The following is a 22,749-nucleotide window of genomic DNA, read 5'->3' as shown; positions in this document are numbered from 1 at the left end:
TGCTACCGGAGCGGCGCGTGCCGGCGGATGACTTTGCGATCGCTGATCCTGCTGCCTACGCGGGCCGGCGGGAAGCCCTGTACTGAAAGGGAACGGTTACATGACACGAGTGGCTGTCGTCACCGGCGGCGGATCGGGGCTTGGCCTGGCGATCTGCCAGCACCTGGCGAATGCCGGGCACCGGGTGGCGGTCCTTGACCTGGACGGCGCCGCTGCCAAGGAGGTGGCGGAACGACTGCGCGCCGTGGGAGCGTCGGCGACCGCGGTCGAGGTCGACGTCGCGGACCGCGCGTCGGTCGACGCGGCGTTCGACCGGGTGCGCGCCAAGCTCGGGCCTGTCGGGGTCCTCGTGACCAGCGCGGCGATCTCCGGGTTCACCCCGTTCGAGGAGATCTCCCTCGAGCTGTGGGACCGGTTCGTGGCGGTGAACCTCACCGGCACCTTCCACTGCATCCAGTCCGCGATCCCGGACATGGCGGCGGCCTCCTGGGGCCGCATCGTGACGATCTCGTCGGCGGCGGGCCAGACGGGCACCGCCCGACAGGGCCACTACTCGGCCACCAAGGGCGGCGTGATCGCCCTCACCAAGACCGTCGCACTTGAGTACGCGGCCAAGGGGATCACAGTGAACACGATTCCGCCGTTCGCCGTGGACACCCCGCTGCTGCGCGGCCAGCAAAGTGGTCGGAATCTGCCGAAGACCGAGGTCATCGCCCGGATGATCCCAGCGGGCCGGGTGGGGACGCCTGACGACATCGGCGCGACGTGCGCCTTCCTGTGCTCGGAGGCCGCTGGCTACATCACCGGCCAGGTCATCGCCGCCAATGGAGGTGCGGTCCTGTGAACGACAGGTTCTCGCTGGCGGGAAAGGTCGCCGTCGTGACCGGCGGCGGCACCGGGATCGGCCGCGGCTCGGCGCTGGCGCTGGCCGAGCACGGCGCGGACGTCGTGCTGTCCGCCCGCCGCCTGGAACCGTTGGAGTCGACCGCGAAGGAGATCGAAGCACTGGGCCGGCGCGCCATCGCCCTGCCGGCCGACGTGACGAGCGCCGAGGAGTGCCAGCGGATCGTCGACGCCACCGTCGCCGAGTTCGGCCGGCTCGACATCCTCGTCAACTGCGCCGGCGGCGCGGAGACCAAATCGATCAGAAAGTGGACCGAGGACGAGTGGCACCAAGTCCTGGCGCTCAACCTCGGCTCCGTCTGGTTCCTGTCCCGCGCCGCGTCCGTCCCGATGCTCGCGGCCGGTAGGGGCGCGATCGTGAACATCTCCTCAGGTGCGAGCCTGCTCGGCATGCCGCAGGCCGCGCCCTACGGCGCGGCCAAGGCCGGGGTGAACAACCTGACGGCCTCGATGGCCGCCGCCTGGACCCGCAAGGGCATCCGCGTCAACTGCATCGCCGTCGGAGCGGTCCGGGCCGCGACACTGACCGACGACGCGGCCCGCTACGGGCTGGACCCGGAGGCGATCGGCCTGATGAACGGCTCCGGCCGGCTCGGTGAACCCGAGGAGATCGGCAGCGCCGTGCTGTTCTTCGCCTCCGACGCCGCCAGCTTCTGCTCCGGCCAGACCCTCTACGTCCACGGCGGCCCCGGACCCGCAGGCATCTGACACGACCGTCCGGCACACACCGCGCCGAGCCGGAGAGCGACGGCCTCCGGCCCATGGGGCGACCACCCAGGTGAGGGCAATGACCACAAGACCGTTTCGTTTCGCCGTCCAGGGGACGCGGGCGACGTCCGCGCGCGAGTGGTACGACCTCGCCCGCAAGATCGAGGACCTCGGATACTCGACGCTGTTCGTCGCCGACCACTACGTCGGGCCCGGCCCGGCGGCCCGAGCGTGCAGCCTGCCACCTCAGCACCTCGCGCCGATCGCGGCGATGGCGGGGGCCGCGGCGGTCACGTCGACCTTGCGGATCGGGTGCCGGGTGTTCTGCATCGACTACCACGTGCCCGCGGCCCTGGTGAAGGAGGCCGCGACCATCGACCTGCTCTCCGAGGGCCGGCTCGAGATGGGCATCGGCGCCGGTCTGCAGKAGAACGAGTACAAGGCTCTCGGCCTCCCCTTCGCACCCGGCAGGACGCGGGTCGACAAGCTGGAGGAGGTGATCGCACTGCTGAAGGCCCACTGGTCGGGCGAGCCGATCGACCTGCACGGCGAGCACGTGAACGTCAGCGGCTACCGAGGGCTGCCGCTGCCCGCGCAGAAGCCGCGACCGCCGCTGATGATCGGCGGGAACCGGAAGCGGATGCTCTCGCTGGCGGCCAGGGAGGCCGAGATCGTCAGCATCTCGAACGTGCCGTTCGACCCAGTCAACGCGGCCGGGCTCACCCCCAAGCAGGAGGCCGCCCACCGGTACGGGCTCGTGCGGGCGGCGGCGGGCGGGCGGCTGCCCGATCTGGAGATCGAGGGCTCGCCCTACTTCACGATTCTCACTGACAACCCGGCGGCGGCCTACAAGGACATCGCCGGCTGGATCTCCGTTGACGCGGACGTCCTGCCCGACCATCCCAACGTGCTGGTGGGAACGCTCGACGAGATGGAACAGCGGCTGCGGGACAACCGCGAGAACTTCGGCACCAGCTACGTCACGGTGCCCCAAAACGCGATGGACACCTTCGCGCCTCTCGTCGGCCGGTTACAGGGCAAGTGATGACCGACGCGCTGTACTTCGACCCGTACGACCAGGAGATCGCGAAGGATCCCTATCCCGTCTACCAGCGGCTTCGGGACGAGGCACCGCTGTACTACAACGAGCGCCACGACTTTTACGCGCTGAGCCGGTTCGACGACGTCGAGGCCGCGGTGCGCGACCACCGGCGGCTCATCTCGGGCAAGGGCAACATCCTCGAGGTCATCAAGGCGGACCCGACAATGCCGCACGGCGTGTTCATCAATGAGGATCCGCCCCTGCACACCGTGCACCGCGCGCTGGTCTCCCGGGCATTCACCCCGCGGAAGATGAAGGCGCTCGAAAACCGGGTGCGCGCCTTCTGCCAGGCCTGCCTGGACCCGTTGGTCGGCGGCGACCGGTTCGACTTCTTCCTCGACCTCGGCGCCCAACTGCCAATGCGGGTCATCGGCATGCTGGTCGGCATTCCCGACTCCGACCAGCCGGTCGTGCGGGACAAGGCCCACCGCTCGCTGCGCAACACCCCCGGCGAGCCGCTGGCCGTGCGGAAGGACCGGTACTTCTCCGGCGGCGGCTTCGCGGAGTATGTGTCGTGGCGGGAGAAGAACCCGTCGGACGACCTGATCACCGAGCTGCTCCAGGTCGAGTTCGAGAACGTCGACGGCCGGGTCCGCCGCCTGCACCGCGACGAGCTGCAGATCTTCCTCGCGGTCATCTCCGCAGCCGGCGTGGACACGACCGGACGTCTGTTCGGCTGGATGGGGAAGGTCCTCGGCGAGCATCCCGGCGCGCGCCGCGAGCTCGTCGCCGACCGTTCCCTCATTCCGAACGCGATCGAGGAGCTCCTGCGTTTCGAGACCTCCTCGCCGAACGTCGCGCGCTACGTCACCGAGGACCTCACCTTCCATGGCCGGAAGGTTCCCGCCGGCAGCCGGCTGCTGCTCATGCTGTCCGCCGCGAACCGCGACGAGCGGCACTTCGACGATCCCGGTCGCTACGACATCCACCGTGCCATCGACAAGCACCTCGCCTTCAGCCAGGGCGCGCACTACTGCCTCGGCGCGGCACTCGCCCGGCTCGAGGCCCGTATCGCGCTCGACGAGGTGCTCAACCGCTGGCCCGACTGGGAGATCGATCTCGACAGCGCCGTCCGGTCCCCGGCATCGACCGTACGCGGCTGGGACAGCATGCCGGCCGTCGTCGGCTGAGCGCCCCCACCCCAGCGAACCGAGGAGTCAGCAATGGCCGTGATCGACGGCGCTGTGTTCTCCCACGTCGGCATCTGCGTGTCCGACTACGAGAAGTCACTGCGCTTCTACACCGAAGGGCTCGGATTCGAGCTCGCCGAGGGATGGCCGGTGGGCGACGTATTCGCCCCGCTCGCCGAGGTCAGCCCGCCGATGAAGGCCCGGACCCAGATCAGCCGGAAGGGGGCGACCCGGCTGGAGATCATCGGCTGGACGACCCCGGCCGCGGGTGGAACGCCACTGCAGCGCAGGAACCAGAACGGGCTCACGCACCTCTCGTTCTACGTCGACGACCTGGCGGCCGTCGCGGGGCATCTGGTCTCACTCGGCGCCACGTTGCCGGAGGACACCCGGGTCCACATCGACGTGCCCGGCGGGGCGATGGACATGGTGTTTCTCGCCGACCCCGACGGCACCCGCATCGAACTGGTCCAGGACACCACCAAACCGTTCCCACCGTTCTAAGCCCGCGCGTACTTCGCTCTAAGCCCGCGCGCGGGCGCTGCCGCCCTGGGGTCCCGGCCTCGGCCTCGTGCCCGGTCCGAGGTGCCCGGGCACGCCGGAGAGAGGAGCGGCCCATGCTGCTGGAGCGCAGCTCCGAGCAGGAGGTCCTTCGTGACACCACCGCTCGGTTCCTCGCGAGCGAGGTTCCTGTCGACAAGATTCGCTGTCTCCGGGACGACGACGCCGGGTTCGACCTGGATTTGTGGCGTCGCGGCGCCGAGCTCGGCTGGACATCGCTGCTCGCGCCGGAGGCGTCCGGAGGCGGTGCCGTGAGCGAGTCCGGGCTGGCGGACCTGTCGCTGCTCGCCCATGAGTTCGGCGCGCACGCGGCACCCGGGCCACTCGCGGTCACCAACGTCGTCGCCGCCGCGCTCGGCGCCGCCGGCGACGACACCCATGCGCCGGTGCTGGAGTCCCTGCTCGCCGGCGACGCTCTCGCCTCCTGGTGCTTCGCGGAGCCGCCCCCGGCCGACGGCCTGGGCCAGGTCGACCTGCGCTGCGCGACCGACGGCGGCGACGTCGTGCTGACCGGTGTCAAACGCCCGGTGGAGTCCGCCGCCCAGGCAGGCCATCTGCTAGTCACCGGGCGAACCGGGGATGGGCTGACACAGGTCCTAGTCCCCGCCGACGCCGCCGGCCTGTCAATCGAGCCCATGCGGAGTCTCGACCTGACCCGCCGGTTCGCCACGGTCCGCTTCGACAAGGTCAGGGTCCCGGCCGGCGCCGTCGTGGGGGAGCTGGGCGGTGCCGCCGAGCAGGTGGAGCATCAGCTGCGTCTCGCAGCGGTCCTGGCGGGCGCGGACACGGTGGGCGCGATGCAGGCCGCGTTCGACCTCACGCTGCGCTGGACGTTCGACCGCTACTCCTTCGGCCGGCCGCTTGCCTCCTACCAGGAGATCAAGCACCGGGTCGCGGACCTGTTGTCGTGGCTGGAGGCCGCACACGCGATCAACGACGCGGCCGTCGTCGCCGTCGCCTCGGGCTCGTCCGACGCGGCGAGGCTGGTGAGCGCCGCGAAGGCCTTCACCGGTGAGTACGGCTCCGAGCTGGCTCAGGACTGCGTGCAGCTGCACGGCGGGATCGGCCTGACCTTCGAGCACGACCTGCACCTCTACCTGCGCCGGATCGCGCTGAACCGGACGCTGTTCGGCACGCCGGTCGAGCACCGCCGCCGCCTCGCGGACCTCGTCGAGAAGGAGCGTTCATGACGGCCGACGCCGGCGTCGAAGACGTCGAGAGCTTCCGGCGGCGCGCCGCCGCCTGGATGCGGGGGAACCTCCGCGCTGTCAGCGGGCCGCCGACCCACAACCTCGACGGGCTCGGGCGCAGCGAGGACGAGGAACTGGCCGAGATCACCCGTCAGCGCCAGCTCCAGCGCGTGTTCTTCGACGGCGGGTTCGCGGGTATCTGTGTGCCCCGTGAGTACGGCGGGCAGGGCCTCACGCCGGCGCACCAGCGGGCGTTCAACGAGGAGATCGCCGGCTACGAGTTCCCGATGGACCTGCAGTCGCCGACGTTCAACCCGTGCCTCGCGGTGCTGCTGGAGTTCGGCACCGAGGAGCAGAAGCGCCAGCATGTCCCCGCCATCCTGCGCGGCGACGAGATCTGGATGCAGTTCCTGTCCGAACCGTCCGGGGGCTCGGACGTGGCCGGGGCGCTGACCAGCGCTGTGCGCGACGGCGACGAGTGGGTGCTCAACGGCTCGAAGATCTGGACGACCGGCGCCTGGTACTCCGACTGGGCGCTGTGCCTGGCGAGGACCAACTGGGACGTGCCCAAGCACCGCGGGCTGACGGTGTTCATCCTTCCGCTGCTGCGCGACGGCGTCGAGCTGACGCGTATCGAGATGGTCAACGGGAACCGGGAGTTCTGCCAGGAGTACCTGACCGACGTCCGGGTGCCGGACTCGGACCGGATCGGCGAGGTCGACGGCGGCTGGACCGTGGGTACCCGCTGGATGTTCCACGAGAAGATGCTCTACAACTCGCCCTACATCACGATGCCGGCCGGCCTGTCCGACGGTTTCGGTGCCGGCTGGGTGTCCGGCGTCGCCCGTGACGCTGCCCGGCTGGGCGACCCGCACGTGCGTGGCCTCGTCGGTGAGGCGCACATGCTCGACCTGGCGGCCCACGCCCTGCAACGCCGGGTCGCGCTGGGCCTCGCCACGGGCCGGCTGTCCGACCAGGCCGCCGCCGTGGCCCGGCTGTTCACCGGCGTCGCCACCAGCCGCCGCACCGAGATCGCCTTCGACATCGCCGGCCCCTTGGGCGGCACCTGGACCGAGCAGGACGGCGAGGCCGCCGGCAGCGGTCTGGCCTACCTGGTTCGCCAGGCGACCTGCATCGGCGGCGGCACCACGGAGATGGCCCGCAACGTCGTCAGCGAGCGGCTCCTCGGCATGCCCCGGGAACCCGCCCTCGACCGCGACCGGCCCTTCCGTGACGTCCCCCGCGGCCCGGCCACCCGCACCTGACACGCCATCCCATCCACACGTCGACCGCAGGAGACCAGCATGACCGCCGAGACCGAGCTCGAGGAACTACGCCGCGAGATCCGGTACGTGAAGGACCGGATCGAGATCCTCGACTGCGTCAACAAGCAGTCCCGCGGCCACGACCGGCACGACGCGGACCTGATGGCGAGCGTCTACGCCGCCGACGGGATCGACGAGCACGGCCCCGACGTGAACCCCGGCGCCGCCTACGGGGAATGGGCCAACGCGCGGCACTCCCTGGTGTTCGCCGACCACCTGCACAACATCACGACCCACACCTGCGAGATCGACGGCGACGAGGCGCACGCGGAGAGCTACGTCATCGGCACCATGGTCGGCAAGGACGGCAAGACGCTCGCCTTCATGGGCGGCCGCTACCTCGACCGCCTCGAACGCCGCGACGGCGCGTGGAAGATCGTCCTGCGGCGCTGCACGATCGAGTGGGCCTTCACCGCCGACGCGTCCTTCCTGCACTCGGGCGCCTTCAAGGGATTCCTGAAGGGCACGTGGGACACCAGCGACCTCTCGTATGCCCGTCCGCTGAACCTCGACACGGAGCCCGCCGTCCGCTGGTGACACCGCGCCGCCCACCCAGGCCGGCCAAGACCTCCGTCGGACGCCAGAAGATCTGCCGCCGCTGGCGGGCCGACGCGTCGGCCCGCCAGCGGCGGCGGCCAGAACACCCCGAGATGGGGAGCCCGTCAATGAAGGAGAGAGGACGCGCATGGGCAAGCTAGGGGGCAAGGTCGCCTTCATCACCGGGGCCGCGCGCGGCCAGGGGCGCAGCCACGCGGTGCGGCTCGCGGCCGAAGGCGCCGACATCATCGCCGTCGACATCTGCCAGCAGATCGCCAGCGTGCCCTACCCGCTGGCCACCCCTGACGACCTTGCCGTGACGGTGAAGGAGGTCGAGGCCCTGGGCCGGCGCATCGTGGCGACGCCGGCCGACGTCCGCGACCGCGGGCAGTTGCGAGCCGCCCTCGACGCCGGCCTCACCGAACTCGGCCGGCTCGACGTCGTCTGCGCCAACGCCGGCATCTGCCCGCTGACGGACGAGTCGCTGTGCAGCAGTTTCGTCGACGCCATGGACGTCGACCTCGGCGGCGTGCAGAACACCGTGGCGGTGGCCCTGCCGCACCTGGGCGCCGGCGCCTCGATCATCGTGACCGGGTCGACCGCGGGCATGATCAAGGGGACGACGGACGCGATGGGCGCGCCGGGCGGGGTCGGCTACTCGCTGGCGAAGCAGCTGGTCGCCAGGTACGTCGAGGTGCTCGCGTTGCAGCTCGCCCCGCACTCCGTCCGGTTGAACGCGATCCACCCGACGAACGTCAACACCACGCTGCTGCACAACGACAACGTGTACCGGGCGTTCCGGCCGGACCTGGAGAACCCGACCAGGGCAGACGCCGAACTGGCCTTCCCCGTGATGCAGGCGATGCCAATCCCGTACATCGAGCCGGAGGATGTCTCGGCACTCGTCGTGTATCTGGCCAGCGATGAGTCCCGCTACATGACGGGGCTCAACCTCCGGATCGACGCCGGCGCGATGCTCAAGGCTCCCCCCTCGTTCTGAACCGGAATCGCGGACATCACCGGACGAGAGGCATCACATCCTGGCAGCCGGCCACCGGCCGGTTACCGGCCCCAACTCGGTATCCGGGGTGGCTGCGTCCCCGCCGACCGCGACACAACTCGTGAAGGAGCAGCTTGATGGCGCGAATCCCACCTCTGCACCCGAAACAGTGGCCTGCCGAGGTGGTCGCGGCATTGTCCGCGATCGACCCGACCACCCGTGGCCTGCCCGCGCCCAACAGGGACGGCCGCCCGTCCGGGCGGGACGCGATCGCCTCGCTCGCTCGCCACCCGGAGCTCGCGAAGGCCTTCCTGCCGTTCAACGGGTACGCCCTGCTGGACACCGAACTGCCGATCCGCGAGGTGGAGATCCTCATCCTGCGCGTCGCGGCGCGACGCCAGTCCCGCTACCTGTGGGGCCAGCACATCTTCGCCGGGCGGGCAGCCGGACTCACCGACGAGGAGATCGCCCGCGTGGCCTATGGGCCGAACGCGCCGTTCCTCCCGCCGCTCGACAGCGTCCTGCTGCGGGCGGTCGACGAACTGATCGACGACGGTGTCATCTCGGACGACACCTGGTCGGCGTTGGCGACCGAACTCGACGAGAGAAGACTGCTCGACATCCTGTTCGTCACCGGCTGCTACGAAACCATGGCCTGGGTAATGAACTCGCTCGACCTCGAGCCCGACCCGCGCATCCCGGAGTATCTGAAGATCTTGCCGTTGCCCTGACGGCCATGGATCGGGAGCCATACGCGACCGCCGCGTAGCATGGTGGATCGGGAATCATCCAGGGCTGGATCTCACAGCGGACGTGGCGATCTTCCGAAAGTCGCTCCTGAAAGGCGCCAGATGACGACACCTCGCCGGGTCGGCGCGGAGACCTCGAAGACGCGCGCTCTCCTGTTGGAGAGCGCCGAACGGCTCATGCTCGACGAGGGGTACGCCGCCGTCACCTACCGTGGCCTCGCCGCGAAGGCCGGAGTGACGCCAGGGCTGGTCCAGTATTATTTCCCGACCCTGGACGACCTGTTCATCGCACTGGTCCGGCACCGGACCGACCAGACCGTCGGCGCGCTCGTAGGAGCGCTCCGGACCGACCAGCCCCTGCGGGCGCTCTGGGAGTTCTCCAACAACCGGTACGCCGCGGTGCTCATAGCGGAGCTTACGGCACTCGCGAATCACCACAAAGCAATCAGAGCCGAGATCGCGGCGGTCGGCGAGAAGGTACGCGAACTGACCATGGAGGCTCTGGCCAGGTCCTCGAACGACTATTCACGCCCCTTGGGTTCGGTTCCCGCGGAGGTGCTCGTCTTTCTCATGACAAGCACTCCCCGGATGATTCACATCGAAGACGCCGTGGGCATGTCGACATCCCACGCGGAAGCGGCCGAATTCCTCGAGCACTACCTGGACCAGGTTGAGCCCCAGCACACATCTCCTGCTTCGTCTCCGTCCACGTCGCAGACGAAGCACGCCGACTGACGACCTGCGCGGCGGTCAGCCCGTGAGAGAGGCCAACAGGTTCATGGTGCGCTGCCGGGAGGCCCGGCGGTCCGCCCCGACCGGCACGACGAACACCTGGATGTCCGTCGCCCCGGCGTCGAGCAGGCCCTGGAGCTGGCGGGTCACGCTCGCCTCGTCGCCGAGGACAGCGACGTCCGCCGGGCCCTCGGCGCCGCCGATCTCCATGATGCGGCGGTAGTTCGGCTGGCTCTCGTAGACGGCCGAGGTCGCCGCCACCGCCGCCCGGGCCTCGGCGAGGTCGTCATGCACCGCGACCGGCAGCCCGGCGACGACCCTCGGCTCCGGCCGCCCCGCCGCCACGGCGGCGGCATGAAGCCGGGGCACGACATGCGTCTCGATCGCCCGGGCCGAGGCCATGAACAGCACGACGCCGTCGGCGAGTTCACCGGCCACCCGCAGCAGCCGCGGGCCGAGCGCGGCGAGAAGCACCGGCACCGGCTGCGCCGTCGGCACTGTCGCGTCCTTCGCCGTCCAGTCCGTTCCCTCGAACGTCACGGTCTCGCCGCGCAGCAGGCCCGTCAGAATGCGGAGGTACTCCTCGGTGTTGCGGCCTGGGTGGTCGTAGGGCAGGCCGTACAGACCGGTGACGCGGGACGCGTGCGACGGCCCGATGCCCAGCGTGAAGCCGGGCCGTCCCATCGCCTCCGCGACGCCGGCGRCCCGGTTCGCCTGGAGAACCGGATGGCACGGGTACGTCTGGAGGACCGCCGTGCCCAGCTCGATCGCGGATGTCTCCCGGCCCGCGACCGCCATCGCCGCCAGCGGGTCGCCGAGGACCGTGCTGTCCAACCAGAGGGAGCTGAAACCGTCCTTCTCGGCCTCCTTCGCCTGCGCGACGAGCTTCTCCGTCGTCGACGGCCGACCTGTCAGACCAATTCTCACGTGACAATATCCTCAGCGTCGAAAGTCATGATCGGCAATAAGGTGTCGCACAGGGCCGCCATACATCCATACAGCATCRCCATACGACCGTCCAACATTGTCTATGGTCGTTGCCGCAAACCTGGGGGTCCCGATCGATGCCGAGCGGGCCGCGGCAGCCTGTGCGTGCGGTTCGCGCGAGATCGACGTCTGCGTTGACGTCGAGCGCCGGAGGTTATTTGGAGGAGATCAGGTCGATCAGCGTGGCGATCAGATCTGCCGGTGGCACCCGCCGGGCGGACCTTCTAAACGACTGGGTGTTCAGGTGATAGCCGATGAGCGTGCTTCTGATCGTCACGGCGAGGGCCTGTGGGTCGCGTCGGGGAAGCTGCCCGGCTTCCATGAGCTGGCCCAGCCGGGCGGCGCTGGCGTCGAGGGCGGCGTTGTACAGGCCCTCCACCTCGTCGAAAAGGTCGCCCATCGCGGCGGCGTCCCGGTGGATGATCGCCTCGAGTCTGCCGAGCTGACCGAGCGTCGTGAGGGTCTGGTGGAACTCCAACGCCAGTGTGATCTTCACATCGGCCACGGCCGACTCRCCGGGCGTCGCGTCGCCGATCGAGGCGCGGAACCGGTCGAGTTCCTGCCGGACGACGGCCTCGAAGAGAGCCTCTTTCGAGGTGAAGTGGCGATAGAACGAGCCAGCTCCGGCCCGGAGCCCGGCACGGGCCTCTAGATCGGAGACCGTGGTGCCGGCGAGGCCCTTGCCTGCGAACAGGGCGAGTCCCGCGTCCAGCAGGCGCTCGCGGGTATCCCGGGCCATGTCTCATCCTATGGGCGGTCCTTAGCGGATCTTCGGGTGCGAGGTGACGCCCGGAGCGCCCGGCCGCGGATGCGGCCGGGCCTGCGCTCGCACCGACCAAGACACCTTCACCCCCTCCGGCAGCCAGAATAGTGCCAGAAGATCCTTTCTAATGCCAGTAGATTCTTGCGCTGCTGGGTCGGCCGGTGGTACGAACGCATGGCCCCAGATCGCGCGAACCGTCGCGAGGTGGCCGTCGGGGCAGTCGCGGCGCGCGAGCCCAGCCGCCTCCAGGTGCGTCACCCGCGGCGCCGAGTCCCTCTCTCAGCTAGTCGGAGGAAGTCATGTCCATCACGGTCACCAGGCTGGCGCCCGAGATCGGTGCCGAGATCAGCGGCTGGAGGGGAAGTGATCTCGTCAATGAGGCGGTAGCTGCCGACTGCAAGGCCGCTCTGGACCAGTACGGCGTGCTGGTGTACCGCGAGGTTCACATCGAGGACGGCGACCTGGTCCGGTTCAGCCGGCTGCTGGGCGAGGTCGTCGTGCCCAAGGTCAACGACCCCGGCGAGCACCCTGAGATCGCCCGGATCACGCTCGACCCCGACAAGAGCGTGCTGGCCGGCTACCGGCAGGGGAACTTCCTCTGGCACATCGACGGCGCGACCGACGAGCTTCCCCAGAAGGCGACGCTGCTGACCGCCCACGAGGTCGACCCCGCCGGCGGCGACACGCAGTTCGCCAACACCTACGCCGCCTACGACGCCCTGTCCGACGAGGAGAAGGCCGAGATCGCCGACCTGCGGGTGGCTCACAGCTTCGCGACCGCCCAGCGGATCGCCTATCCCGACGCCACGGACAAGCAGCGGGCCAGCTGGGAGAAGGTGCCGACAAGGGTGCACCCGCTCGTGTGGACCCGCGCGAACGGGCGAAAGTCCCTGCTGATCGGAGCGACCGCGGGCACGGTCGTCGGCTGGCCAGAAGACCGCGGCAGGGCACTGCTCGACCGCCTGCTCGCATGGTCCACCAGCCCGCGGTTCACCCTCCGGCACCGGTGGCGCCGCGGCGACCTGGTGATCTGGGACAACACCGGCATGCTCCACCGCGCCCTGCCCTTCGAACCGACCTCACGCCGGCTGATGCACCGCACCACGCTCGTCGGCCAGGAACTCGTCACCACCCGATGACAGCGCGCGAAAGCAGGAAAGCAGGAAGGTCATGGTAGACGTGCGCCTCGTCACCGACGCACGCATGACGATGGGCGAAGGACCGGTCTGGGACGTCGACCGGGACCGGCTCTCCTGGATCGACGTCTTCCAGGCGACAGTGCACCAATGCAATCTTGACGGCGGCGACGCGCGGAGCACGAAGTTCCCCGGACGCGTCATCGCCTCGCTGTCCTTACGCAAGGGCGGCGGAGCCGTCGTGACCTCCGGCAGCGAGATCCACCTGTTCGACCTCGACTCAGGCGAGACCGAGCTGATCTTCGACGCCGATGGAGGCCCGGGTTTCGGGTTCAACGACGGAACCGTCGACCGCCAGGGCCGTTTCGTCACCGGCATGGCCGACATGGCGCTCGTGAGAGCGATCGAGTCCGGGCAGGGCGACCTCACACCGTCAGGCAGCCTGTACCGCGTCGACACAGACCTGAGCGTGCACGTCACCGCAGACCCCATCGGCGTCACCAATGGCCCCTGCTTCGACGAAACGGGCACGACCTTCTACTGCAACGACAGCGCGTTCCGGCGCATCTATGCCTGGGACTACGACCCCGCGTCCGGCGAGGCCACCGACCGCCGGGTCGTCGCCCAGTTCGAGGACGGCGCCGTCGTCCCGGACGGCACCACCGTCGACGAGCAGGGCTGTCTTTGGGTGGCCGCCTACCGCGGCGGCGAGATCCGCAGATATGCGCCGGACGGCACCCTCGACCGGCGCGTACCCGTGCCGGTGGCCAGCCCGACGAGCGTCGCGTTCGCCGGACCGCAACTCGACGTCCTCGTGGTGACCTCCCGTGGCGGCACCACCGCTGGAGGCGACAACGGCCGAGTCCTCGCCCTTCGCGGGCTCGGCGTTCGAGGGCTGCCGGAGCCGAAGTTCGGATAGGCCGCGGCCAGCCAGCGATACCGGACACGCTCCATCGATCCGAAGGGACCTCAAGGCATGGCGGGAAAGCTCGACGGCAAGGTCGCGATCATCACCGGAGCCGGCTCCGGCATCGGGCGGGCGAGCGCCCACCTCTTCGCCACGGAAGGCGCGAAGGTCATCTGTGCGGACTTCAGCGGCCAGGAGGAGCGGACGGCCGACGAGATCGGGGCCGTCGGCGTGGCAGTTCACGTCGATGTCGCGGTGGAGGCCGACGTCGAGCGGATGGTCGCCACCGCGGAAGACCGGTTCGGAAAGCTCGACATCCTCTTCAACAACGCCGGTATCGCCGGACCAAAGGCGCTGATCACCGAGCAGAAGGAGGAGGACTTCGACCGCGTCGTCGCGGTCAACCTGAAGGGTGTGTTCCTCGGGATGAAGCACGGCATCCAGGCGATGCTTCGTAGCGGCGACGGCTCCGTGATCAACACCGCGTCGGCGGCCGGGTTGGTCGGGTGGCGGAAGAACGCCGTCTACGGCGCGTCCAAGGGCGGCGTCATCCAGATGACCAAGGCGGTCGCGCTCGATTTCGCGGACCAGGGCGTCCGGGTCAACGCCATCTGCCCGGGCATGACCTGGACCGGAATGGTCCCAGGATCAGACGACCTCCTGGACCCCCCCGCCGGCGTGCCGGCGCCTCCCCAGCCGATGCGCCGGTGGGGCCTGCCACGCGAACTCGCGACCGCCGCCCTGTTCCTCGCGAGCGACGACTCGTCGTTCGTCACCGGTGTCGCCCTTCCCGTCGACGGCGGCTATGTCATTGGCTGACGTCCGGCCCTTCCGTTTCGCGGTCCAGACCACAACCGCGACCTCGGCCACCAAATAGCGCGATCTCGCGCCCCGGATCGAGGACCCCGGCTACTCGACCCTGTTCCTCGCCGACCACCACCTCGCACCAGGACCCGTCAGCGCCCAGACCCTGCCGCGCCCACAGCGCCTCGCCCCATCGCCCCATCGCCCCAACATCATCGAGCCGGCCGGAGCGAGTACCGGCCGGGTTGGCCCGGCCGGTACCGTGCCGTCGGTCAGTCGGGAATCGGCGAGCTCCCAAGCACCTGGAACTCGGTGGGTTGGCCCTTGTCATCAAGGGTCGTGGACAGCCCGCCGCGTACGCACACCGCGGGGGCTTGTGCGCTGGCCTTGCCGTTGCAGCGGAACTTCATCCCGGCCGCGCCCGGCAGTTCGCTCTCCGGCATGGCCTTGATGGTCGCCGTGACCGTCGCCGGCGTGATGTCACCCGAGATGCCCTCGAGCGCGGTCTGCAGGCCCCCGAGTGTCACGAACACGTACGGCCGGTCGTGGAGCTGATGTCGATGTCGTCGCCGTAGGTCTCCATCGCCGTCTGGTAGAGAACGGCCGAGGGATCGGTGCCGCCGGCCGGCGCGAGTGTCGCGACGACCATTCCGCTCAGGATGTCCGACGACACGGCCTTACGGGTGGCGTCCGTGATGCATTGCGAGATCGCGCTGATCTGGCCGTCGTACCCGACCGCCCGCAACCCGTTGAACGCGCTGATGCAGAACGAGTCGTTGCCCACGACGAACACGATCCCGGGATGGCCGGCGACAGCGCTCTGCATCTGCGGCGTCATGTCGGCGGTGCCCGGCGGCACCCGGACGAGCTCGTACTCGATGCCCGCGTCTTTGAACGCTTTGGGCGCGAGGTTCTGCGGGACGTCCAGCGCGGCGGGCACGTCGATGACCACAAGGGTCACCTTGTCGACGCCCTTTTTCTCCGCGAGACCGACCGGCAGAAGAGGGCCGACGGCGTCGCACGCCGCCTTGCCCAGATTCCCAGCGATAACCGGCTCAGCGATGTTGAGCGCCAAGGTCACGAGGCTCGCGAACACCAGCAGCCGACGCGCCGGCCGGATCTCCGCGCGAGACGCACCCCKCATCGCAAGCTCGCGGATCGCGACCAACAAGCCAAGAACCGACAGATCCACCGCCGGCGCCACCAACGGCGCCACATAGCCCGGCACCCCCAACCGCAACCCSAGCAGCCACACATTGCCGAACCGAACAAGAACGTCAGACCCACCACCATGGCCATGATCACAGTCACGGCTGTGAACGCCACACCACGCCCACGTGCTTCCGACGCCGGAACCGGCGATGATGCGCTCATCGCCTGCCCTGCCGGACCTCGAAACTGGCCTCCACGACCAGCTGCCCGACGGAAACACCCAGGGCAGCGCCTCCCCCTTCTACGAGGCGCCCCGCCGGGGGCACGCGATCGGGATCTTCCTGTTCGCGAAGCCTTCGGGTCCGCTCCCGGACTCCCGCGCCATGTTGCTCCGGGCCGAGCCCCGGACCCCACGCCGAAAGCCGCGTGGATGCTGTACGAACCTGCCCGGGGCACTTTCATCACTTGGCCTGCACGTTGTGCCGCTCGCCGATTTCAAGCGAACAAGCGCTCCGGTCRCAGGCCTATTAACCTTCAGCGCCCGGCACTACGGCTCGGGGCGGGGGCGCCGAGCCGGTGACTCTGCGATCCACCTCGACCTCGGCACCACCGGGAAACTGGCCGTCCGCGCCTGGCCGCGCCCGCCGGAGTAGAGCCCCGGCTTCGACACCGTCGCCCTGGCCCTCTTCAGGGGATCTAGGGCTTCTGTGCCACGGCGGACCAGACGATGTTGCCGCCGGCCTCGGTGACGAAGTCACCAGCGGCCGCGGTGTCGTCAGGGCGCCACAGGTGCACGGGGACCAGCCCCGGAGGGACGAGGTCAAGACCCTGGAAGAACCGGGCGACCTCCGCCCGGGTCCGGGCAGTGACGTCGATGCCCTGGGCCCGGTAGGCGCTGACGAGTTTGGCGACCTGGTCAGGATTGCGGTCGGCGGTCAGGTACGACATCGTCAGGTAGCTGCCGGACGGAAGCACGTCGACCAGCGTGCGGATGATGCCGTACTGGTCGTGCTCGACGGGGACGAAATGCAGCACGGCGATGACGGACAGGGCGACGGGCTGGGTCAGGTCGAGGGTGTCCCGGAGTTCCGGGGCGTTCAGGATGCGGCCGGGGTCGCGCAGGTCGGCGTCCAGGTAGGCGGTGCGGCCTCGCGGGTCGCTGGTGAGCAGGGCGCGGGCGTGGGCGAGCACGATCGGGTCGTTGTCGGCGTAGACGACCCGGGACTGCGGCGCGACCGCCTGGACGACCTCGTGCAGGTTCGGACTGGTGGGGATGCCGGTACCGATGTCGAGAAACTGGCGGATGCCGGCCTCGCCCGCCAGGTACCGGGTGGTGCGCACGAGGAAGGCGCGGTTCTGCACGGCCGCGGCCGGGGTGTGCGGGAACGCCGCCTGGATCTGCGCCGCCGCCTGACGGTCCGCGGGGAAGTTGTCCTTCCCGCCGAGGAAGTAGTCGTAGATGCGCGCGGAGTGCGCGACATCGGTTCTCAGGTCGACCGTTGCCCGGGGACCTTCGACCAACGACTCTTGCAACGAGGAGAACCCCTCCGGCTCGCTGTCCACCACCACAGCCCGCTCCCCATCGCCCGATTTCCCCTTTTCGGCAGCCTAGCGGTCACGGTGGCCCTTCTAGGCGGCGCATGGCTAGCTGGCGTAGCACTTGGCGAGGGTGGCGAAGGCCGCCTTGGGCTCCCAGGCCAGGCCAGGATGGGTCTACGGTTGGTCAGTTATGGGCGGGGGTAGAGGCGGGTGAGGGTCGCGTATCCGGCGTTGAAGGCGCCGACTTCGTCGCTGGGTTTGTTCGTGGAGGTGCAGTCCTGGTTCTGTCGTGCGAGGGCTGGGTCGGGGATCTGTGGTTCGGTGTCGGTTTCGAGGAGTCCGCGGACTGTGCCGCCGGCGAAGCAGTTGGGGACGTTGAGGTTGGTGACCATGGTCTGGCGGGGTTTGGTGTCGGAGAGCAGGCTGGCGCGGTTCTTGGTGATCCAGTTCTGGACCAGTGTGACGGCGGGGGTGTAGTCGTAGGTGTCGCCGAGGCCGAGGCTGACGGCGAGGGCGGGGATGCCGCGTTGGGCGGCGGCGCGGGCGGCGCCGATGGTGCCGGACTCGTCGACGTCGGGGCCGAGGGCTTGGCCTTCGTGGATGCCGGCGATGACGAGGTCGGGGTGCATGCCCAGGTCGTCGAGGGCGACGTTGACCGCGTCGGCGGGGAAGCCGTTCACCTCGGTGACGGGGGTGCCGTTGGACGCGTCGCTCTTGGTGTAGTTGACCGGGCCGTCGGTGGTCTTCCCGCCGGTGCCGCTTTGGTTCGCCGCCGGCGCGACGATCTCTATGGTGACGTCCCCGATGGTGGCCGACAGTCTGCCCACGCCCTGGACGATCGCCTCGATGCCTTCGGCGCCGACTCCGTCGTCGCTGGTGACGAGCACGTCGAGCACAGTGTCCGCCGAGTTGGCGGTTGGGTCGCCTGTCGCGGAGCCACCGGCGCCCGCGCCGCCGCCGGTGGCTGTGTCGGTGGCTGTGTCCGTCGGCGCCGCGGCGGCTGTGGCCGCGGTGGTGGACGTGGGCGCGGTCGTTCCCGCGTCCTCGGGCATACACGCGATGGCACCGAGCAGCACCGCGGCGCTGGCGATCGCGACGGACAGACGGACAGGCTTCCCGGGCATGGGACCCTCCTGACGGTTGAGGTGTGAGGTCGTGTCGGCGCGGCGGGGCGCCACGGCGCCGTGAGCGGCCCGGCCCGGCGCCCCCCTGGACGCGCCGGGCCGGGCCGAGTCGCGGCGGTCAGCGGCCGTAGCGGCTGTAGCTCTCAGTGCCGGAGGTCGAGCTGGTCCCGTTGGTGTAGTACTCGGTGTTCTTGGCCCTGAGGGTGGAGCCGTTGGCCGCGGGAAGGATGTAGACCTTCTCGACCAGGCCGCTCTGGAAGTAGTAGGTCAGGGTGACCGACGTGCCCAGGTAGCCCCAGCTGATGTTCTTGGCGTAGCCCCAGTCGGTGTACTTGGTCCCGAGGCCCATCCAGGGGCGGGAGACGATCCGGAACTTGGCGGTGTTGAGGCGGTCGCAGTCGGTCTGCGAGATCGTGATGCTGGCGATGAACGCCTTCGAGTTGTTCGCCACCCAGACGCCGGCGTAGCCGTTGTCGCAGTTCGTCGACGCGCCGCCCGCGAACGCCGGGCCGCCCGTCGAGACGGCCTGCTCGACCGGCACCGGCGTCCCCGGCGCCGTGACCTCCGGCGCCGTCGGACCAGACGGCGGCGCCGACACCGCGGCCGACGCCGCGGCCGGGGGCGGCGCCGCGTCGCTGGTGCTCTCCGAGCTGCACGCGGCGGTAGCCAGGCCCAGTGCCAGGGCACTGACCGCCAGCGCGGCGCCGACCCGGCGGGAAAACGGAGCGAGAATGCGGTTCACGTTTACTTCTCCTGTCGGCCGCGCTGCGTCTTTCGGCAGCGCTTTACGGTTACGGGGAGCACCCCGGGTCTCCTCGCCGAGCACCGGCCGGCGATGTGGTCGATATTCGCAAAGGCCGAGCTCCGGCCGGAAGGGAGCGCATTCCCGACCTGCCCGGAGTGGGATAGGAACAGGGCCCTACGATCGCCGGGACATCTCGGAAGAAGCCCAGTTGGAGGCCAGACGACGAGGCGAGACAGGGTTCCGCCTGACAATCTGTCGGCCAGCCGACACCACGGCCCAGAACCGCGCCCGGAAACCGCACCGCTATTGGTCTTGGCGATCCGGGACCGCCTTCTCATGACATCGCCGACGCTGTCGTGCTCCCGTCGACGATGGGATCGCCATCCGCCGGCGGTACGGGCACTCGCCGCACGGCCAACGCGCCGAAACCGATGACGGTGGCGACGCTGTCCGCGATGCCGAGGGCGGGGATGTTGCCGATGTTCGCGATCGGGAACGCCACCGCCGCGAGCCCGATCAGGATCGCCACCCACCGTGGCGCGACGCGTCGCAGCGCGATCGCGCACAGCAGGAGCATCAGCGGGAAGCCCAGCCCGAGTGGTTTGATCAGGACGGCCGCACCGTCCCGATCGACGAGGGAGACGTCGCCGAGCGCGACGTGGATCGCGTCGAAGCCGTAGGCGACGTTGCCGGCGATCCCGATCGAGCCCACGACCAACAGCACGGCGGCGAACGTGCCGGACGTCCAGGTCGCGATCCGGATCAGCACGAGCGTGTAGGCGACGGCGCCGAGCACGTGGAAGATCCCGCCGGCCGAGTCGGACTCCCAGCCGCGCAGGGCGTAGAGGACGTTGGAGATCAGGTAGAGGACGGGCGCGACCACGAGGGACGCGTTCAGGAGCCGATCGGCGGGTGAGCCGGGGACGGCGTTCACGGGAAGCTCCTTGCGGTCGGAGCGGATCGGTCCCGATCAGGGTCGCGGCGCGACCGCACCGGCACATCCGGGCAGACCCGGCGGAATGGCAAGGGTTGTCCCGGTACCGCGCGCAGAGTGCGCTGTTGCACCATGTCGCTGTGCTTCGGATCTCGCCGCGTGTGGCGGGGCCGGCGTGCGGTGCCGCCGTCACGGCGCTGGTGGCGGGTGGGTTCGCCCTCGGAGCCTGGCTCGACAACCTGCACAACGGCCTGCTCGCCGTCGCCTTCACCGCCGTGGGGCTCTACGTCGTGTGGCAGCGCCCGGCCAACCGCGAGGCCTGGCTGTTCGTCGCCACCGGGGTGGCGCAGGCGGTGATGTTCGCGGCCCGCCAGTACGGCCTGCGCAGCCCCGCGCTGCCCGCCTCCTCCTGGGTCGGCTGGCTCGGGGTGTGGACGCTCCCGCTGGTGTTCGTGCTGACGGCGGTCACGCTCATGAGCTTCCCGACCGGGCGCCTGCCCTCGCCGACGTGGCGCAGGGTCATCGGGGCGCTGGCCGTGCTGGGCGTCGCGCTCGCGGCGATGTCGGCGCTGTGGCCGGTCGAGTACGCCCGGGTGCCGCTGGCCGCGCCACATCCGCTGCACCTCCCGGGCGCCGCGGCCGCGGCCGACATCCATCCCATCGCGATAGCTATCGGCTACCCGGCGTTCCAACTCGTCTGGGTGGTGTGCGCGATCAGGCGGCTGGCACGCGCGCAGGGCGACGAGTCCCGGCAGTTGCGCTGGTTCGTGTTCGCCGTGGCGGCGACGGGGGCGGTGATGGCCGCGGGGCTGATCGGGTGGCGCACCCCCGTGCCCGGGCTGCTGGCCGTGCCGCTGGTGCCGCTGGCAGCGGGAGCGGCCATCCTCAAGTACCGCCTCTACGACGTCGACCCGGTGATCAACGCGACGCTCGTCTGGGGCGCGATGGCGGCGGTGGTCACCCTCGGGTACGCCGTCGTGGTCGTCGCCGTCGGCAACCTGATCGGCGGTTCGGGCACGCTGCTCGCGCTGCTGGCCACCGCGCTGGTGGCCGTGGCGTTCGACCCGCTGCGCCGCCGCGCGCAGCGGGTGGCGGACCGGATCGTCTACGGCCGCCGCGCCACCCCGTACGAAGCCCTGTCACGGCTGTCCGCCCAGCTGACGGGCCCGTCCAGCGGACTGCTCGACGGGCTGTGTGCCACGGTGGCCGAAGGCACGGGCGCGCGGCAGGTCGTGCTGTGGACGGGATCCGCGGACGAGCTGCGCGCGGTGTCGGCGTGGCCGGCGGGGCGTCCGGACGAGGTACGGACCCTCGACGAGCTGACGCTCGGCGGGCGCGCGGTGCCGGTGGCACACGGTGGCCGGACCGTCGGCGCGCTCGCCGTGACGACGGGGGCGCGCGGCTCGTTGACCTCCCAGGAACGCGGTCTGCTCGCCGACCTCGCCGCCCAGGCGGGCCTCGTCCTGGAGCTGCGCGCGAGCGCCCAGCGGCTGGTCGCCGCGGGCGACGAGGCCCGGCGCCGGCTGGAGCGCGACCTGCACGACGGCGCCCAACAGCGGCTGGTCACCGTCGCGATGGAGCTGGGCGCGCTCGCGGGGGCCGCCGACGGCGCCACCGCGTTCGCCGGACGGGCCGAGGCGGCCCGCCAGCAACTGCTGCAGGCGACCGCCGAGCTGCGGGAGACCGCGCGCGGACTGCACCCGGCCGTGCTCACCCAGGACGGGCTGGAGGCCGCGCTCGGCTACCTCGCCGACCGCTCCGCCCTTCCGGTGCGGCTGCACGTCACCGTGGACCGCCGGCTGGCACCCGCCGTGGAGGCCACGGCGTACTTCGTCGTCAGCGAGGGACTCACGAACGCGGCCAGGCACGCCGGCGCCCGGATCACGACCGTCACCGCCGAGCTGACCGCGCAGGGGCTGCTGCTGGAGGTCCGCGACGACGGCCGAGGCGGGGCGCAGGCGCGCCCGGGATCCGGCCTGGAAGGACTCACCGACCGCCTCGCCGCCCTCGACGCCAGGCTGGTCGTCGAGACCGGACTCGGCGGAACTCGGCTGCGGACGGTGATCCCATGCGGGTGATGCTGGCGGACGACGCCGTTCTGTTCCGCGAAGGGCTCGCCCGCATCCTGACCGAGATGGGCTTCGACGTCACCGGCCAGTACGCCGACGGAGACACTCTGGTCGCCGGGGTGCGCGACGACCCACCCGAGGTCGCGGTACTGGACCTGCGCATGCCACCCGGCTTCGCCAACGAGGGCATCGAGGCGGCCATGGCGATCCGGGCCGCGGCACCGACGGTCGGGCTGATGCTCCTGTCGCAGTACGTCGAGGTGCACCACGCCCTCCGGCTGATGACCGAGTTCGACGGCGGAGTCGGCTACCTGCTCAAGGACCGCGTCTCCGACCTGCGCGTCCTCGGCGCCGAACTGCGCAACATCGCTTCCGGAGGCACGGTGATCGACCCCGACCTGGTGGTCCGCCTCGTCACCCGCCGCCGCGAGGACGACCCACTGGCCAGGCTCACGGACCGGGAACGGGCAGTACTGGGCCTGATGGCACGCGGGCACTCCAACGCCGCCATCGCCGCCGACCTCTACCTCGCGGTGAAGACCGTCGAGGCCTACGTGACCTCCATCTTCACGAAACTGGATCTGGCACCAGGCGACCGCGAACACCGACGCGTACTCGCGGTCCTCCGCTTCCTACGCGCATAAGTCCCGCG

At 70.2% G+C, this 22,749-nt stretch carries 22 protein-coding genes and 1 pseudogene; 16 read left to right on the top strand and 7 right to left on the bottom strand.

Annotated elements, in window-relative coordinates:
• The first annotated feature begins 100 nt into the window (after positions 1 to 100).
• The 11 genes from BCD49_RS01390 to BCD49_RS01340 all read left to right on the top strand — a co-directional run bounded on the left by BCD49_RS01390 (position 101) and on the right by BCD49_RS01340 (position 9,940).
• The gene (locus tag BCD49_RS01390; protein ID WP_007514383.1) at positions 101 to 844 is read left to right on the top strand and encodes an SDR family NAD(P)-dependent oxidoreductase; all 744 of its coding nucleotides are present in this window, start codon (positions 101 to 103) and stop codon (positions 842 to 844) included.
• Positions 841 to 1,611 (top strand): SDR family NAD(P)-dependent oxidoreductase, encoded by a 771-nt coding sequence (locus tag BCD49_RS01385; RefSeq protein WP_007514385.1) that lies wholly within the window; start codon positions 841 to 843, stop codon positions 1,609 to 1,611. The genes BCD49_RS01390 and BCD49_RS01385 overlap by 4 nt, the downstream gene beginning before the upstream one ends.
• 79 nt (positions 1,612 to 1,690) lie before the next feature.
• Positions 1,691 to 2,656, top strand: coding sequence for a TIGR03621 family F420-dependent LLM class oxidoreductase (locus BCD49_RS01380; protein ID WP_071041028.1), 966 nt, complete (start codon positions 1,691 to 1,693; stop codon positions 2,654 to 2,656).
• The gene (locus BCD49_RS01375; protein ID WP_007514388.1) at positions 2,656 to 3,843 is read left to right on the top strand and encodes a cytochrome P450; all 1,188 of its coding nucleotides are present in this window, start codon (positions 2,656 to 2,658) and stop codon (positions 3,841 to 3,843) included. Before BCD49_RS01380 ends, BCD49_RS01375 begins: the two co-directional genes overlap by 1 nt.
• 33 nt (positions 3,844 to 3,876) lie before the next feature.
• Positions 3,877 to 4,347, top strand: coding sequence for a VOC family protein (locus BCD49_RS01370; protein WP_007514390.1), 471 nt, complete (start codon positions 3,877 to 3,879; stop codon positions 4,345 to 4,347).
• A gap of 113 nt (positions 4,348 to 4,460) precedes the next feature.
• Positions 4,461 to 5,594: an acyl-CoA dehydrogenase family protein gene (locus BCD49_RS01365; protein ID WP_007514392.1), complete on the top strand. Its 1,134-nt coding sequence runs from the start codon at positions 4,461 to 4,463 to the stop codon at positions 5,592 to 5,594.
• Entirely contained in the window at positions 5,591 to 6,859 is a 1,269-nt protein-coding gene (locus BCD49_RS01360; protein WP_007514394.1) for an acyl-CoA dehydrogenase family protein, read from the top strand. Before BCD49_RS01365 ends, BCD49_RS01360 begins: the two co-directional genes overlap by 4 nt.
• 39 nt (positions 6,860 to 6,898) lie before the next feature.
• Positions 6,899 to 7,456 (top strand): nuclear transport factor 2 family protein, encoded by a 558-nt coding sequence (locus BCD49_RS01355; protein WP_007514396.1) that lies wholly within the window; start codon positions 6,899 to 6,901, stop codon positions 7,454 to 7,456.
• Positions 7,457 to 7,604: 148 nt separating this feature from the next.
• The gene (locus tag BCD49_RS01350; protein WP_007514398.1) at positions 7,605 to 8,456 is read left to right on the top strand and encodes a mycofactocin-coupled SDR family oxidoreductase; all 852 of its coding nucleotides are present in this window, start codon (positions 7,605 to 7,607) and stop codon (positions 8,454 to 8,456) included.
• A gap of 137 nt (positions 8,457 to 8,593) precedes the next feature.
• Positions 8,594 to 9,187, top strand: a complete 594-nt coding sequence (locus BCD49_RS01345) for a carboxymuconolactone decarboxylase family protein (protein WP_007514400.1) — start codon at positions 8,594 to 8,596, stop codon at positions 9,185 to 9,187.
• 120 nt (positions 9,188 to 9,307) lie between these two features.
• Positions 9,308 to 9,940 carry a TetR/AcrR family transcriptional regulator gene (locus tag BCD49_RS01340; protein WP_007514401.1) on the top strand — a complete coding sequence of 211 codons (633 nt, stop codon included), beginning with the start codon at positions 9,308 to 9,310 and terminating at the stop codon, positions 9,938 to 9,940.
• Positions 9,941 to 9,955: 15 nt separating this feature from the next.
• On the opposite strand, the gene BCD49_RS01335 is transcribed toward BCD49_RS01340, so the two are convergent.
• On the bottom strand, positions 9,956 to 10,864 hold the full coding sequence (locus BCD49_RS01335) for a TIGR03564 family F420-dependent LLM class oxidoreductase (protein ID WP_071041027.1): 909 nt from the start codon (positions 10,862 to 10,864) through the stop codon (positions 9,956 to 9,958).
• Positions 10,865 to 11,078: 214 nt separating this feature from the next.
• Entirely contained in the window at positions 11,079 to 11,663 is a 585-nt protein-coding gene (locus BCD49_RS01330) for a TetR/AcrR family transcriptional regulator (RefSeq protein ID WP_007514405.1), read from the bottom strand.
• A 323-nt stretch (positions 11,664 to 11,986) separates the two neighbouring features.
• On the opposite strand from BCD49_RS01330, the gene BCD49_RS01325 reads away from it, so the two are divergent.
• The 3 genes from BCD49_RS01325 to BCD49_RS01315 are packed head-to-tail and all read left to right on the top strand — an operon-like array spanning position 11,987 to position 14,549.
• Positions 11,987 to 12,826: a TauD/TfdA dioxygenase family protein gene (locus BCD49_RS01325; protein ID WP_007514407.1), complete on the top strand. Its 840-nt coding sequence runs from the start codon at positions 11,987 to 11,989 to the stop codon at positions 12,824 to 12,826.
• 31 nt (positions 12,827 to 12,857) lie between these two features.
• A complete protein-coding gene (locus tag BCD49_RS01320) occupies positions 12,858 to 13,742 on the top strand; it encodes an SMP-30/gluconolactonase/LRE family protein (protein WP_007514409.1) in 885 nt (294 codons plus the stop codon).
• Between the two features lie 57 nt (positions 13,743 to 13,799).
• On the top strand, positions 13,800 to 14,549 hold the full coding sequence (locus BCD49_RS01315) for an SDR family NAD(P)-dependent oxidoreductase (protein ID WP_007514410.1): 750 nt from the start codon (positions 13,800 to 13,802) through the stop codon (positions 14,547 to 14,549).
• Positions 14,550 to 14,806: 257 nt separating this feature from the next.
• Here the strand turns inward: BCD49_RS01315 and BCD49_RS01305 are convergent.
• The 5 genes and pseudogenes from BCD49_RS01305 to BCD49_RS01285 form a co-directional block, all read right to left on the bottom strand.
• A pseudogene (locus tag BCD49_RS01305) lies at positions 14,807 to 15,534 on the bottom strand (ABC transporter substrate-binding protein); the annotation flags it as partial.
• 848 nt (positions 15,535 to 16,382) lie between these two features.
• Complete coding sequence (locus tag BCD49_RS01300) at positions 16,383 to 17,255, bottom strand: SAM-dependent methyltransferase (protein WP_007514419.1); 873 nt, start codon at positions 17,253 to 17,255, stop codon at positions 16,383 to 16,385.
• A gap of 158 nt (positions 17,256 to 17,413) precedes the next feature.
• Entirely contained in the window at positions 17,414 to 18,349 is a 936-nt protein-coding gene (locus tag BCD49_RS01295; protein ID WP_007514422.1) for a 5'/3'-nucleotidase SurE, read from the bottom strand.
• Between the two features lie 118 nt (positions 18,350 to 18,467).
• Positions 18,468 to 19,091, bottom strand: a complete 624-nt coding sequence (locus BCD49_RS01290; RefSeq protein ID WP_007514424.1) for a hypothetical protein — start codon at positions 19,089 to 19,091, stop codon at positions 18,468 to 18,470.
• A gap of 337 nt (positions 19,092 to 19,428) precedes the next feature.
• On the bottom strand, positions 19,429 to 20,028 hold the full coding sequence (locus tag BCD49_RS01285) for a hypothetical protein (protein ID WP_007514426.1): 600 nt from the start codon (positions 20,026 to 20,028) through the stop codon (positions 19,429 to 19,431).
• Between the two features lie 161 nt (positions 20,029 to 20,189).
• Here BCD49_RS01285 and BCD49_RS01280 point away from each other — a divergent pair, with 161 nt between their 5' ends.
• Entirely contained in the window at positions 20,190 to 22,106 is a 1,917-nt protein-coding gene (locus BCD49_RS01280; RefSeq protein ID WP_007514428.1) for a histidine kinase, read from the top strand.
• Entirely contained in the window at positions 22,097 to 22,741 is a 645-nt protein-coding gene (locus BCD49_RS01275; protein WP_007514430.1) for a response regulator transcription factor, read from the top strand. Before BCD49_RS01280 ends, BCD49_RS01275 begins: the two co-directional genes overlap by 10 nt.
• Positions 22,742 to 22,749 lie beyond the last annotated feature (8 nt).

The organism is Pseudofrankia sp. EUN1h (assembly GCF_001854645.1).
Classification (GTDB): Bacteria; Actinomycetota; Actinomycetes; order Frankiales; family Frankiaceae; genus Pseudofrankia; species Pseudofrankia saprophytica.
The sequence above is the reverse complement of the archived record's forward strand: the minus strand, read 5'-3'. Positions and strand labels throughout refer to the sequence as shown.